This window comes from Streptomyces sp. KR55, assembly GCF_052245645.1.
Lineage (GTDB): Bacteria > Actinomycetota > Actinomycetes > Streptomycetales > Streptomycetaceae > Streptomyces > Streptomyces flavusporus.
This window is the reverse complement of record NZ_JBQQCE010000284.1, coordinates 1-12509: the sequence shown is the minus strand read 5'-3', so window position 1 is coordinate 12509 and position 12509 is coordinate 1. Positions and strand designations below refer to the sequence as shown.

11 protein-coding genes, 1 other RNA gene and 1 pseudogene are annotated in these 12509 nt (G+C 69.9%); 10 read left to right on the top strand and 3 right to left on the bottom strand.

All coding sequences use genetic code 11. The annotated features are described in order from the left end of the window. Nucleotides 1–115: 115 nt before the first annotated feature. Nucleotides 116–307 carry a hypothetical protein gene (locus ACTWQJ_RS33015; RefSeq protein ID WP_129799790.1) on the bottom strand — a complete coding sequence of 64 codons (192 nt, stop codon included), beginning with the start codon at nt 305–307 and terminating at the stop codon, nt 116–118. A gap of 337 nt (nt 308–644) precedes the next feature. Between ACTWQJ_RS33015 and ftsE the strand changes: the two genes are divergently transcribed. From ftsE to ACTWQJ_RS32975, 8 genes are all read left to right on the top strand, one after another. After that, on the top strand, nt 645–1334 hold the full coding sequence (gene ftsE / locus ACTWQJ_RS33010) for a cell division ATP-binding protein FtsE (RefSeq protein WP_141314236.1): 690 nt from the start codon (nt 645–647) through the stop codon (nt 1332–1334). A gap of 55 nt (nt 1335–1389) precedes the next feature. Then, a complete protein-coding gene (ftsX, locus tag ACTWQJ_RS33005) occupies nt 1390–2307 on the top strand; it encodes a permease-like cell division protein FtsX (RefSeq protein WP_409471788.1) in 918 nt (305 codons plus the stop codon). 67 nt (nt 2308–2374) lie between these two features. Beyond that, complete coding sequence (locus tag ACTWQJ_RS33000; protein WP_443310178.1) at nt 2375–3538, top strand: S41 family peptidase; 1164 nt, start codon at nt 2375–2377, stop codon at nt 3536–3538. Between the two features lie 74 nt (nt 3539–3612). After that, the gene (smpB, locus tag ACTWQJ_RS32995; RefSeq protein WP_240797634.1) at nt 3613–4155 is read left to right on the top strand and encodes an SsrA-binding protein SmpB; all 543 of its coding nucleotides are present in this window, start codon (nt 3613–3615) and stop codon (nt 4153–4155) included. A gap of 91 nt (nt 4156–4246) precedes the next feature. Then, nucleotides 4247–4615, top strand: a transfer-messenger RNA (tmRNA) gene (gene ssrA, locus ACTWQJ_RS32990). Nucleotides 4616–4848: 233 nt separating this feature from the next. Then, nucleotides 4849–5913 carry a DUF4232 domain-containing protein gene (locus tag ACTWQJ_RS32985; protein WP_443310177.1) on the top strand — a complete coding sequence of 355 codons (1065 nt, stop codon included), beginning with the start codon at nt 4849–4851 and terminating at the stop codon, nt 5911–5913. 341 nt (nt 5914–6254) lie between these two features. Then, nucleotides 6255–6482 carry a hypothetical protein gene (locus tag ACTWQJ_RS32980; RefSeq protein WP_443310176.1) on the top strand — a complete coding sequence of 76 codons (228 nt, stop codon included), beginning with the start codon at nt 6255–6257 and terminating at the stop codon, nt 6480–6482. A gap of 77 nt (nt 6483–6559) precedes the next feature. Next, nucleotides 6560–7543, top strand: coding sequence for an extracellular catalytic domain type 1 short-chain-length polyhydroxyalkanoate depolymerase (locus ACTWQJ_RS32975; RefSeq protein ID WP_443310175.1), 984 nt, complete (start codon nt 6560–6562; stop codon nt 7541–7543). A 612-nt stretch (nt 7544–8155) separates the two neighbouring features. On the opposite strand, the gene ACTWQJ_RS32970 is transcribed toward ACTWQJ_RS32975, so the two are convergent. Both ACTWQJ_RS32970 and ACTWQJ_RS32965 read right to left on the bottom strand, forming a co-directional pair. Then, entirely contained in the window at nt 8156–9166 is a 1011-nt protein-coding gene (locus ACTWQJ_RS32970; RefSeq protein ID WP_443310174.1) for a LacI family DNA-binding transcriptional regulator, read from the bottom strand. A gap of 62 nt (nt 9167–9228) precedes the next feature. After that, nucleotides 9229–10590 (bottom strand): MFS transporter, encoded by a 1362-nt coding sequence (locus ACTWQJ_RS32965; RefSeq protein ID WP_443310173.1) that lies wholly within the window; start codon nt 10588–10590, stop codon nt 9229–9231. Nucleotides 10591–10674: 84 nt separating this feature from the next. On the opposite strand from ACTWQJ_RS32965, the gene ACTWQJ_RS32960 reads away from it, so the two are divergent. Then, the gene (locus ACTWQJ_RS32960) at nt 10675–11646 is read left to right on the top strand and encodes a LysR family transcriptional regulator (protein ID WP_443310172.1); all 972 of its coding nucleotides are present in this window, start codon (nt 10675–10677) and stop codon (nt 11644–11646) included. A gap of 156 nt (nt 11647–11802) precedes the next feature. Beyond that, nucleotides 11803–12509: pseudogene (locus ACTWQJ_RS32955) on the top strand (hypothetical protein); the annotation flags it as partial.

Below are 12509 nucleotides of genomic sequence, written 5' to 3'. Positions count from 1 at the left end.
TCATCGTCGTACGGAACGTACGCACGACGTGCGGCGAAGGGCCCGGAGCGCAGGCTCCGGGCCCTTCGTATGTCTCTGACGGTCGCTGTCTCCGACGGCCGCGCGGATTACCGGATCACGCGGTCTGGTGCGCCAGCAGCGCCACCGCCGCGATCAGCACCGCGAGCAGCGCGATCAGCGTCATCGGGTTCAGTGCGGCGAACGGGTTCTCCTGCTGCAGCCGCTCGCGGTTGGCCCGGCACACGGGGCAGCGGCCCTCGCTGACGGGCGACGCACAATTCGCGCACACCAGCCGGTCGTACGTCATGCGCTCGCCCTCCTAGCAGCCGTACCGGTTCACTTCTTCAACGCTTGGGGGAACGCGAACGTTCCCCCTCCACTGTGCCAGGTTCCTCCGGAGGGTGCGCCGGGGTCGCTCCGAGAGGGGTGGCTTGTCATTTCTTGCGGCTGCGGGTGGTGGGTGGCTGGTCGCGCCCACGCGGCGGAGCCGCATATCGACACAGTCCCCCACCCCTTCACGTACGCGACCTTGCCGTCGGGACAAAAGTGCACAAGCCTTACGCAACCCCTACCGGTGCCTGCGCTTGCGTCCCCGGGTCGCGTATGGTCACGCACATCTACCCCCGGCGACCCGTGGTGCATCCGTGATCCGATTCGACAACGTCTCCAAGGTCTACCCCAAGCAGACCCGCCCCGCACTCAGGGATGTCTCCCTGGAAGTGGAGAAGGGTGAGTTCGTGTTCCTCGTGGGGTCCTCCGGCTCCGGAAAGTCCACCTTCCTGCGGCTGATCCTCCGCGAGGAGCGGGCCAGTCACGGGCAGGTGCACGTCCTGGGCAAGGACCTCGCCCGTCTGTCCAACTGGAAGGTGCCGCACATGCGGCGGCAGTTGGGGACGGTGTTCCAGGACTTCCGGCTGCTGCCGAACAAGACGGTCGGCGAGAACGTCGCCTTCGCGCAGGAGGTCATCGGCAAGTCGCGCGGCGAGATCCGCAAGTCCGTGCCGCAGGTGCTCGAACTGGTCGGGCTCGGCGGCAAGGAGGACCGGATGCCGGGCGAGCTGTCCGGTGGTGAACAGCAGCGCGTCGCCATCGCGCGGGCCTTCGTCAACCGGCCCAAGCTGCTGATCGCCGACGAGCCCACGGGCAACCTCGACCCACAGACCTCCGTCGGCATCATGAAGCTGCTCGACCGCATCAACCGGACGGGCACCACTGTGGTGATGGCGACGCACGACCAGAACATCGTGGACCAGATGCGCAAGCGCGTCATCGAGCTGGAGAAGGGCCGCCTCGTCCGCGACCAGGCCCGCGGCGTCTACGGCTACCAGCACTGAGACAGCAACCGCAGACCCCTCGCAGACGTCCACGGAAAGGCTTGAAGCAGACGCCATGCGCGCCCAGTTCGTTCTGTCGGAGATCGGTGTCGGTCTCCGCCGCAATCTGACGATGACCTTCGCGGTCATCGTCTCGGTCGCCCTGTCCTTGGCCCTGTTCGGCGGTTCACTGCTGATGAGCGACCAGGTGAACACCATGAAGGGCTACTGGTACGACAAGGTCAACGTCTCGATCTTCCTCTGCAACAAGAGCGACGCCGAGTCCGACCCCAACTGCGCCAAGGGCGCGGTCACCGGGGAGCAGAAGGAGCAGATCCTCACCGACCTCAAGAAGATGTCGGTCGTCGACACGGTGACGCACGAGTCGCAGGACCAGGCGTACAAGCACTACAAGGAGCAGTTCGGCGACTCCCCGCTGGCCAGCTCCCTCACGCCGGACCAGATGCAGGAGTCGTACCGCATCAAGCTGAAGGACCCGGAGAAGTACCAGGTCATCGCGACCGCCTTCAACGGGCGGGACGGCGTGCAGTCCGTGCAGGACCAAAAGGGCATTCTGGACAATCTGTTCGGGCTGCTCAACGGTATGAACTGGGCCGCGCGCGCGGTGATGGCGCTCATGCTGGTCGTCGCGCTGATGCTGATCGTCAACACCGTGCGCGTCTCGGCGTTCAGCCGACGGCGTGAGACCGGGATCATGCGCCTGGTCGGCGCCTCGGGCTTCTACATCCAGGCGCCGTTCATCATGGAGGCCGCGGTCGCCGGACTGATCGGCGGCGGTGTCGCCTGCGCGTTCCTGGTGATCGCGCGGTACTTCATCATCGATCACGGGCTCGCGCTGTCCGAGAAGCTGAATCTGATCAACTTCATTGGCTGGGACGCCGTTCTGACGAAGCTCCCACTCATTCTTGCGACAAGTCTGCTGATGCCTGCCTTGGCCGCGTTCTTCGCGTTGCGCAAGTACCTGAAGGTGTGACGCATGCCAAGAGGGCCGTACGGTCAACCCGCCGTGCGGCCCTTCGCGTTGTCCTAGACTCACCGGCATGTCAGGTCCCGACCCGTTCTGTCAGCCCCGCCGCCTGCGCCGTGGGGCCGCCCTGACATTGGTGTTCGCGAGCGTGCTCGTCGCCGGTGCGGCCACGGGCTCGCTGCCGACGTCGGACCGCAAGCCCACCCCCGGCGCCACCCGTACCGCCGCCTCCGCCGCCCGGCCCGACGAGGTCACCGAGGCCGCCGCCGAGGCCATGGCCGAGGGCAAGTCCCCGATGGAGGCCGCGCAGCGCGCCGTCAGCCGCAGCGGGGACCGCTGGGACGCCGTCTACTCCCGGGGTGAGTACGAGGAGTTCGAGGAGGCCCTCGACGGCGAGTACACCGGCGTCGGACTGTCGGCGCGGCGTGAGCGGGACGGCCGGATCAAGGTGACCGAGGTGGCCGCCGGTTCACCCGCGGCCGCTGCCGGCATCCGCGCGGGCGACCGGCTGCGCAGCATCGACGGCACGAAGGTCGACGGGCGTCCCGTCACCGAGGTCGTCTCCTTACTGCGCGGTGACGCCACCGACGCCGCCGCCGGGACGTCCGTCCGCCTCGGTCTGGAACGCGGTACGCGCGCGTGGAGCCAGACCCTGCACCGGGCCCGCCTCTCCACCGACTCCGTGACCTCCCAGAAGCTGTCCGACGACGTCACCGCCATCAGGATCGGCGCCTTCACCAAGGGCTCCGGCGACATCGTCCGCAACGCCGTACGGCAGGCCCCGGCCGCCTCCGGGATCATCCTCGACCTGCGCGGCAACTCCGGCGGCCTGGTCACCGAGGCCGTCACCGCCGCCTCCGCCTTCCTCGACGGCGGCCTGGTCGCCACCTACGACGTCGACGGCGAGCAGCGCGCCCTGCACGCCGAACCCGGCGGCGACACCGCCAGACCCCTGGTGGCGCTCGTCGACGGCGGCACGATGAGCGCGGCCGAGCTGCTCACCGGCGCCCTGCAGGACCGCGGCCGCGCGGTCGTCGTGGGCTCCCGCACCTTCGGCAAGGGCTCGGTCCAGATGCCGAGCCGGCTGCCCGACGGCTCCGTCGCCGAGCTGACCGTCGGCCACTACCGCACGCCCGCCGGCCGCAGCGTCGACGGCCACGGCATCACCCCTGACCTGGAAGCCGACCGGCAGGCGCTGCAGCGGGCGGAGACGGTCCTGACGGGTCTCGGTCAGTAGCCGCCCGCACCGTAAATCGGCTTCCCCCGGACCCCCTCCGTAGTGCGAAAATGGACAGCACTATGAGCAAGGGAATGTACGTACCGAAGGAGTCCCAGCCCAAGCAGGGCGGGGCGGCCGCGAAGGCCAGGGACGGCGAGAAGGGCGGCAAGCGCAAGATCGTCGCCCAGAACAAGAAGGCCCGGCACGACTACGCCATCATCGACACCTATGAGGCCGGCCTCGTCCTCATGGGCACTGAGGTCAAGTCGCTGCGCGAGGGGCGGACATCGCTGACCGACGGCTTCGTCCAGATCGACCGGGGCGAGGCATGGCTGCACAACGCCCACATCCCCGAGTACCACCAGGGCAGCTGGACCAACCACTCCGCGCGCCGCAAGCGCAAGCTCCTCCTGCACCGCGAGGAGATCGACAAGCTGGAGGCCAAGTCCCAGGAGACGGGTCACACGATCGTGCCCCTCGCCCTGTACTTCAAGGACGGTCGCGCGAAGGCCGAGATCGCTCTGGCGCGAGGCAAGAAGGAGTACGACAAGCGCCAGACCCTGCGGGAGAAGCAGGACCGGCGGGAGTCGGACCGGGCGATCGCGGCGGCAAAGCGGCGACAGCGGAGCGCCTGACGGGCGGGAATACAGTGGCATCGTCGTGCGTTGGTCACGTACGATGGCACCAACACCGGCCGGCCCGGTGGGCGCATTGAAAAATCAACATGGGGATGATCGGTTTCGACAGCGGCTGTTGAAGCAGGGGAAGCGTGTCGAGGAAGCGGCAATGATCTCGTAAACCATATGTCGCAAAAAATAATCGCCAACACCAAGCGCGATTCCTTCGCCCTCGCTGCCTAAGTAGCGACCTGCGAAGTGTCAGCCCGGGGCTGTTCCCGACCCGGATCCTGGCATCAGCTAGGGAACTAAACCTTGATCCCGGTCACGGGGTGAAGAGGGAAACCAAACAGTGACTGGGCCCGTCGGCGACTTGTTCGCGTGATCGCCGGGGCCGAGAAAATCACAGCGGACTGCACACGGAGAAGCCCTGATTCTGCACCGTTGGACGCGGGTTCGATTCCCGCCATCTCCACGATCGGGAGGTTTCCGAACCTCCCTAACCCATGTGGGCAAAGGCCCCGCCGCCTCCGGGCAGCGGGGCCTTTGTCATGCCGGAATCGGGAAGCACGGCGGCATTTCCTGTTCCTGCAGATCCTCGTCACGCTGTGGGCGGCGACGGCCTTGTCCAGAGTGATCTGTGACACTGCTGTGACCGGAGGTGTGGGTTCCGCCACAGCCTGTGGGTGCGGGTCCTGGTGAGGTGGGCGGATGCCTACCGCCCCGCGCACCGTTCCCGCCGCCCTCGCCGGTGCTCTGCTGCTTGCCGCGTGTGGTTCGCAGGGCGACGACGCGACGGGTGCCGGCGGCGACGGTCGGGTCCGAGCCGACGCGCTGTGCCCGTCCGACTTCTCGCAGTACGGCAGTCCGCCGCCGTCCTCCGAGCCGTCCGTCACCCCCTCCGGTACGCCGACGCCGCTTCCCCTGCCCTCCCTCGATGGTCCGGGCGAGGACGGGGTCAAGGTCACCGGCCTGTACGCCTGGGGTGCGGAGAGCGGATGCGCGGCGGACTTCTCCGCCGAGTTCGAGGTCACCAACCGAGGGACGAAGGCGGCCACTTATACGGTGACCATCGGGTTCCTGACGGGTTCCGGAGGCGCGGTCGACAACGTCGAGAAGACCGTCGAGTCGGTCGGGCCGGGGCGGACCGTCAAGGGGACCGTCGCCATGACGGAGCCGGCCGGGGACGCACCCGAGGTGTCGGGCGTGGAGGTGATCAAGGTGCGCAGCGTTCCCGCCGACGAGGCGCCGTCCGCCTCGGGGCCATGCCCCGCGTCCGGCGTGCACGTCTACGCGGACAAGGGGGACGCCGCCATGGGGCTGCGCGTCGTCGGACTGCATCTCGTCAACTGCGGCACCGAGACCTATCGGCTCAACGGCTACCCGGAGCTCGAACTCCTCGACGAGGAGCACGACAAAGTCGACGGCGTGCGGATCCTCCAGGGGACCGACCGGATCAGCACCGCCACCGGTGGGAGCGGCAGCCCGCAACCCGTTGTTCTGCGGCCGGGTGAGGCCGCGCAGTCGACGTTGGCGTGGCGGAACACCACGGAGGCCGGCGTCGGCGACCCGGTCAACGCGCCGTACGTCCGCGTGCGGGCGAAGCCCGGTGCCGACCCTGTGGTGGTCGAGCCGGAACTGGACCTCGGGACGACGGGTCAGCTCGGCGTCGGGCCGTGGAAGATGGACGAGACGCACCGAGGGACCGACACCGACACCGCGCGGCCGATGCCGCCGTACCCGTCCGTCGTCCCTTCGTCCTTCCCGTCTCCCTGAGCCCTCGTGATCGGTTTCTTCGTCCTCCTCGCGTGGGCGGGAGCGCTGTACCTGCTCGCCCTTCCGCGTGTCGCGCCCGGCGTCAAGGTCCTTGTCCTCACCGCGCCCCCGGTGGCCGTGGTGGTCTGGCTTCTGGACGCGGTCCTCGGAATGCCTTCCGCCGCCGCCTGGGTCGTCGCGGTGTTCGTCGTCGTACTGATCGCGCTGAACGGGCTCGTCGGCCATCCCCGCATGCCGACCTGGACGAAGATCACCGTGTTCGTCACGGCTCCGGTGGCGGCGCCGGCCTGGCTGCTGGTCGTCACGGCGGACGACACGATCAAGGACCCCGGCGAGGACCTGTGCTCCATGCGCTACGGGGCGTCGGCGTCTCCAAGGCGTTTCCCCCGCAGGCGTACTGCCTCCACGAGGACGGCAGCACCGACAATCTCGCGTCGGGCGCCCAGCTCGTGTTCTGGGTCTGTTTCGTCAGCAGCCTGCTGCTGCTCGCGGTCGGCCTGTGGCAGATCGCGCGGGACCCGAAGACGCTTGCGCGGCAGTTCCGTACGGGCAGGTCGCTCACTCGGTGAACCACCATGGTGGACGCGTCCGTTGTGGTGTCCCACTCCATATCGGCGGGTCGTTCACGCTTCTACGGTCCCTCCGCATGACACAGACCAGAGCCGCAAGCCGTCGCGTCGCCGTCCTGGCCACCCTTCTCATCGCCCTGATCGCAGCCTTCCTCACGCCGGGCAGAGCCACGGCCGCCTCGCTCCAGGAGGTGACCGGGTTCGGCTCCAACCCCGGCACCCTGCGCATGTTCCGGTACGTCCCCGACGGGCTGCCCGCCGGCCGACCCGTGGTCGTCGCGCTGCACGGGTGCACGCAGAACGCCTCCGGATACGGCACCGGCAGCGGATGGATGCAACTCGCCGACCGCTGGGGCTTCTCCGTCGTCCTGCCGCAGCAGCAGACCGCCAACAACGCCTCGTCCTGCTTCAACTGGTTCCAGAGCGGCGACATCGCACGAGGCCAGGGCGAGGCCGCGTCCGTCGCGCAGATGGTCGACCGGCAGCTCACCGACACCTCCGGTGACGCGTCGCGTGTGTATGTCACCGGGCTGTCCGCCGGGGGCGGGATGACTGCCGTGATGATGGCGGCGTACCCGGAGAAGTTCGCGGCGGGCGGGATCGTCGCCGGGCTGCCGTACGGGTGTGCGCAGGCCGCCGGGTCGCCGTATGTGTGCATGTACGTCGGTGCCACACAGACCCCGAAGCAGTGGGGCGACCGGGTGCGCGCCGCCCGGCCCGGGTACACCGGCCCCTGGCCCACACTGATCGCCTTCCAGGGCACGGCCGACTACACCGTGAAGCCCGTCAACATGACTGACCTGATGCGGCAGTGGACCGATGTGCACGGGGCCGATCAGGCCGCCGACGTCAGCGACACCGTCGCCGGCTATCCCCACCAGGTCTTCAAGGACGCGGGCGGGCGTGCGGTCGTGGAGACGTACAGCATCACCGGGATGGGACACGGGCAGCCCGTCGATCCCGGGAGCGGGAGTGAGCAGTGCGGGAGCGCCGGGGCGTATGTCCTCGACGTGAACCTGTGCGCCGCCTACCGGATGGGGCGGGCCTGGGGGCTGGGCTGAGCCGAAGTGCTCTGTCGTCGCCGGCATGAACGGCGACCTCGAGTGCTCGTGGCGCAAGCCTGCCCGCTGTTGAAAGACCTGGCACAGCAACGGCGTTGGAGACGCTAGCATTTGTCCGGTGACGCGCCCTATGGGTGCGTCCTCCCTTCACACCGGGCCCCGTCCCCTCGGGGCCCGGCCCGACGAGAGCGGTTCCGGGACCCTGTTAGGCCGCCTCACGTCGAAGGGAGGACGCCCTCGTATGGGCTGTCACGAGGAGCAGAAACCGACTCTGGTCATGCGGCTGATCCGGCTCTTGCCGGAGCGAGCGGCGAGGCACGCGAGGAGGTGGCTGCTCTGGTGGCTAAGCAGGTAGCCGGATACCCCCATAACAGGTGGGGGTATCCGACGGGCTCCTGCTGAGCCGGGGCCCTCGCGCGGATGCCCGTCCGATGCGGGCCCACTTTCTCTGGTGGCTCAGGAGGTAGCCAGATGTCCCCGTCCACAGTAAGGGCATCCGACGAGCTCCTGTTGAGCTTGGGCCACCGTCCGGTTACCAGGCCCGGGCGAGGACCCTTTCTGCATCCAAGTACAGCACACCAGCCCCCACCCGGCACCGTGATCAGCCACTGTTCACGCAACCGCCCGCGGCGCCGTACTCCCCCGCTCCGTCATCCTCGGCGCCAGCAACGTCGCCTCCGGTACGGCCTTTCCGCCCAGCTTCTTCACCAGCAACTCCACCGCCCGCGCCCCCACCTCACCGGACGGCAACGCGATCGACGTCACCGGCACCCGCAGCGACTCGGCCAGCTCGTCCGGGCAGATCGCGGTGACGGACAGGTCACCCGGCACCCGCAGCCCCAGCTCCTCGAAGGCGTCGATCAGCGGCTCCAGGATCGCCTCGTTGTGGACGACGATGCCCGTCAACGCGGGCTGCTCCCGCAGCAGTTGTTCCGCGACAGCGCGAGCTGCCGCAGGTGACGCCTCGCACGGGTGCACGGACGACGCCAGCCGCCCCCGGTCGGCGGCGGCCGTGAACCCCTGCACCACCCGCTGAGCGAACGCGGTCCCCCGCACGTACACCTCCGGCGGCGATCCCACCAGCGCCACCACCCGGTGCCCCAGCCGCGTCAGATGCTCCACGCACGCTTCACCGGCCGCCTTGAAGTCAAGGTCGATGCAGGTCAGCCCCTCGGACGAAGCCGGGAAGCCGATCAGTACCGACGGCCGGTCCAGTGAGCGCAGCAACGGCAGCCGGGGGTCGGCCAGTTGGACGTCCATCACGATCAGCGCGTCCACCAGCGCGGTGTCCGCTACCCGCCGGAGCCCTTCCTCGCCCTCCTCCTGCGTCAGCAGCAGCACGTCGTGGTCGTGCCCGCGTGCCGTGGTCACCACCGACACCGCGAACTGCATCACCACCGGCACATGGATCCCGGCCCGTAACGGCACGACCAGCGCCAGCACGTTCGACCTGCTGGTGGCCAGCGCGCGGGCACCGGCGTGCGGGCGGTAGCCGAGGGCGTGGATGGACGCCTCGACGCGCTGCCGGGTCTCCTCGGAGATCGGGCGTTTGCCGCTGAGCGCGTAGGACACGGTGCTGGGGGAGACCCCGGCGTGCCGGGCCACGTCCGTGATCTTGACCATCAGTCCAGCTCCAGGAAGAGAAACGTCGAAGCGCTTCGACGGGCGAAGGTATGTGGGAGCTGTCAGGGCGTCAATGGGTTGCGCGGGAACTTGCGCCGGAAACTTGCGCGGGAACGTGCGCGGGAATCGGTGAAGCGGTTCGGACCGCCGAACGAACCGAGCGAGACCGCCAGCGCCAGGGTCGCCGCTGCGACGGGCACGCCGTACCCCGCCGTCACCGACAGCTGCTCCACCGCCCAGCCGCCGACGGCGCTGCCGCAGGCGATGCCGCCGAGGAGGGCGGTCACGGCGAGGGTCATGCCCTCGTTGAGACGGCCGGCGGGCGTGCGGTGCTGGAGGAGCGTCATGGCGGTGACCATCGTGGGGGCCGTTGCCATGCCGGCGAGGAGCAGTGCGGCCGCCAGGGCGACGAGGGACGGCGTCAGGCGCGCGGCCAGCAGGGGGAGGGCCATGAGGGCCGCCATCGCGGCCATGCACCACGGCAGCCGGCGTTCCGCCGGGCCCGTCGGCCGCAGCGTGCCGAACAGCAGCCCGGCCGCGCCCGAGGCCGCCGCCTGGAGGCCGAGCAGGACACCCGCCGCCGTGCGGCTGCCCTGCGCGTCGGCGAAGGCGATCGTGACCACCTCCATGGAGCCGAACACCGCGCCGGTGGCCAGGAAGGCGGCGAGCAGCCGGGGGATGCCGGGTGAGCGGAGCGGGGACCGGGTCTTCCGGAGGGGTCCGACGGGCGGCTGCGTCGAACGCTGTGCGGTGAACAGCAGCATGCCGGTGAGCAGCAGCACCGCGCCGGCCAGCGTGCCCGCCTCCGGGAAGAGCGTCCCGCACAGCAGGGCCGCGAGCACCGGGCCCAGCATGAAGCACAGCTCGTCCGCGGCCTGCTCGAAGGAGTTCGCGGTGTGCAGGGCCTCGGCGTCGCCGCGCAGCAGATGGGCCCAGCGGGCGCGGGACATGCCGCCGATGTTGGGGGTCGTGGCGGTGGCGGCGTAGGCGGCGAAGAGGGTCCAGTCGGGGGCGTCGTAGTGCACGCAGAGCAGCAGGGCCAGGCTGCCGAGGACCGCGAGCAGCGTGGCCGGTACGGCGATCCGGGCCTGGCCGTGGCGGTCGATGAGCCGGGCGACCCACGGAGCGACCACCGCGGTCGCCGCAAGGCCGGTCGCGGTGACGGCGCCGGCAAGGGCGTACGAGTCCCGCGTACCGGCGATCATCACGACCGCGCTCACGCTGAACATGCCCATGGGAAGCCGGGCGATCAGGTTCCCGGCCGTGAAGGCCCGCGTGCCGGGGATCGTGAACAGGCGGCGGTACGGGCCGGGCCGGCGGTCGCCGGAGCGGGGGGAGAAGTCGACGGTGACGAGGGTGTCTGCGGTGACGGTGTGGAGGGGCTGAGAGGTGGCGGTGGGGAGGGGGTGAGGGATGTCCGGCATGGGGGCAACCGTCGCCCGTGAACGATCACCGGGTCCAACACTTACTCCGTACCGATTCACGCACCTGTGTTGTAAGTTCGCCGGATGCCCGCCCCGACCCACCTCGACCCCCGCCTCCTGCGCGCCTTCGTCACCGTCGCCGAGGAGCTGCACTTCACCCGCGCCGCAGCCCGCCTCTACGTCGCCCAGCAGGCGCTCAGCAGGGACGTACGACGGCTGGAGCGGGAGGTGGGCGCCGAGCTGTTCGTACGGACCACTCGGCAGGTGACGCTGACGGCGGACGGCGAGCGGCTGCTGCCGTACGCGCGCCGGGTGCTGACGGCGCAGGAGGAGCTCCTCGCCGCCTTCGGGCAGGCCCGCCCCCTGCTCGTCGACCTGAACTCCCCGGGGCTCGGCACCCCGCGCCAGGTGCTGCACCGGGCCCGTGAACTCGCCCCGGAACATGAGCTGATGGCCCGCTACGAGAGCGGTCTGACCGGCGCGGCGGGGGAGCTGCTCGCCGGGCGGCTGGACGCGTCGTTCGGGCGGTTCGCGGGGCTGGAACCGGCGCTGCGGGCGCAGTTGGAGCACCAGCTCGTCCGGTACGAGCCGATGGCGATCGTGCTGCCCGAGGACCACCGGCTGGTCTCCCTGGAGGCGGTGCCGCTCGCCGAGCTGGCGGGCGAGACCGTGTACGCGGGGGCGGGGAATCCGCGGACGCCGGAGTGGACCGACCTCGCGCGCCGCCTGTTCGAGGGGCGGGGGATCGAGATCGCGCCACCGCTTCCACTGGCCGTCGGTGACGAGGAGTTCGAGCGGATCATGGCCAAGACCCGCAGCCCGGTGCTCGCCGTGGTGGACTTTCCGGACATGCCCCGGACGGTACGGCGGCCGCTCGTCGACCCCGTTCCGCTGTCACCGGTGTCGTTGGTGTGGCGGAAGGGGCTGGTGCATCCGGCGTTCGATGCGCTGCGTCGGGCGGCTGCCGGGCTGGCGGCCGAGGAGGGGTGGCTGCGGCTGCCGGTCGGGGGCTGGATCCCCGCCATCGACAAGCGCTTGCCGAATGTCCAGAAATGACACCCCGCACACACACAACCTCCGCGTGCGCTACATTCATGGCCCGAGCACGGTGTGGTAAACGGGGCGCTCGAACCTCCAGGGGGCTTGGTTCGATCGACGGGTGCTCGGTGTCGTCTGCGCACCCGGAACTGTCCCGTGGGGGGAAGTGCGCGCGTGAGCAAGTGGCGAGAAGACGCCCAACCTGAAGCAGAGTGGCCCGAACCTGCGTCCCCGACGGGGGAAGTGCGGGGGCTGCCGGGCAGGGGTCGGGGCCGGGCCGGGAAGACCCAGGCCTTCCCGGAGACCGCGAGTGCGTCGGCCGTACAGGACGACGACCGCGACCCGGAGACCAAGGCGATCGCCCTACGTGATCCCTGGGCGGAACCCGAGGAGAGCGGACACACCGGCGGACGCGCCGACGATGAGGCGGGCAGGCACACCGAGATATCCCCCGAGATATCCGGCGTCCCCACCCACGACCCCCACGAGGTCACCGTCCAGCTCGACGCCGTAGGCCTGCACCTGGGGCAGCTGGTCCCCGGGCAGCCGGGACCCGCGCGGCCGGGCGGGGCGCAGGACGCCTCCGACGGGCCCGTGTTCGTGGACGAGTCGGGCCGCAGAAGCCGTACGTTCCGCCGTATAGGTATGGCCGTGGGCCTGGCCTGCGCGATCTACGCCGTCGTCATCGTCGCGACCCTCCTGTCCGGCAGCTCCAACGCCCCCTGGCTGCCCGTCCCGGACCAGAACGGCAAACCGGCCGGCAAGGTCGACAGCCCCCCGCTGCCCGCACAGTCCCGTCGGGGACGCAGGTTCGGGCCACTCTGCTTCAGGTTGGGCGTCTTCTCGCCACTTGCTCACGCGCGCACTTCCCCCCACGGGAC

Excerpts from the sequence above, each read along its gene's own strand:
- ACTWQJ_RS33000 (WP_443310178.1), top strand. The coding sequence starts at position 2,375 with ATGTCAGGTCCCGACCCGTTCTGTCAGCCCCGCCGCCTGCGCCGTGGG.
- smpB (WP_240797634.1), top strand. The coding sequence starts at position 3,613 with ATGTACGTACCGAAGGAGTCCCAGCCCAAGCAGGGCGGGGCGGCCGCG.
- ftsX (WP_409471788.1), top strand. The coding sequence starts at position 1,390 with ATGCGCGCCCAGTTCGTTCTGTCGGAGATCGGTGTCGGTCTCCGCCGC.
- ACTWQJ_RS32960 (WP_443310172.1), top strand. The coding sequence starts at position 10,675 with ATGCCCGCCCCGACCCACCTCGACCCCCGCCTCCTGCGCGCCTTCGTC.
- ACTWQJ_RS33015 (WP_129799790.1), bottom strand. The coding sequence starts at position 307 with ATGACGTACGACCGGCTGGTGTGCGCGAATTGTGCGTCGCCCGTCAGC.
- ACTWQJ_RS32965 (WP_443310173.1), bottom strand. The coding sequence starts at position 10,590 with ATGCCGGACATCCCTCACCCCCTCCCCACCGCCACCTCTCAGCCCCTC.
- ACTWQJ_RS32975 (WP_443310175.1), top strand. The coding sequence starts at position 6,560 with ATGACACAGACCAGAGCCGCAAGCCGTCGCGTCGCCGTCCTGGCCACC.
- ACTWQJ_RS32985 (WP_443310177.1), top strand. The coding sequence starts at position 4,849 with ATGCCTACCGCCCCGCGCACCGTTCCCGCCGCCCTCGCCGGTGCTCTG.
- ACTWQJ_RS32970 (WP_443310174.1), bottom strand. The coding sequence starts at position 9,166 with ATGGTCAAGATCACGGACGTGGCCCGGCACGCCGGGGTCTCCCCCAGC.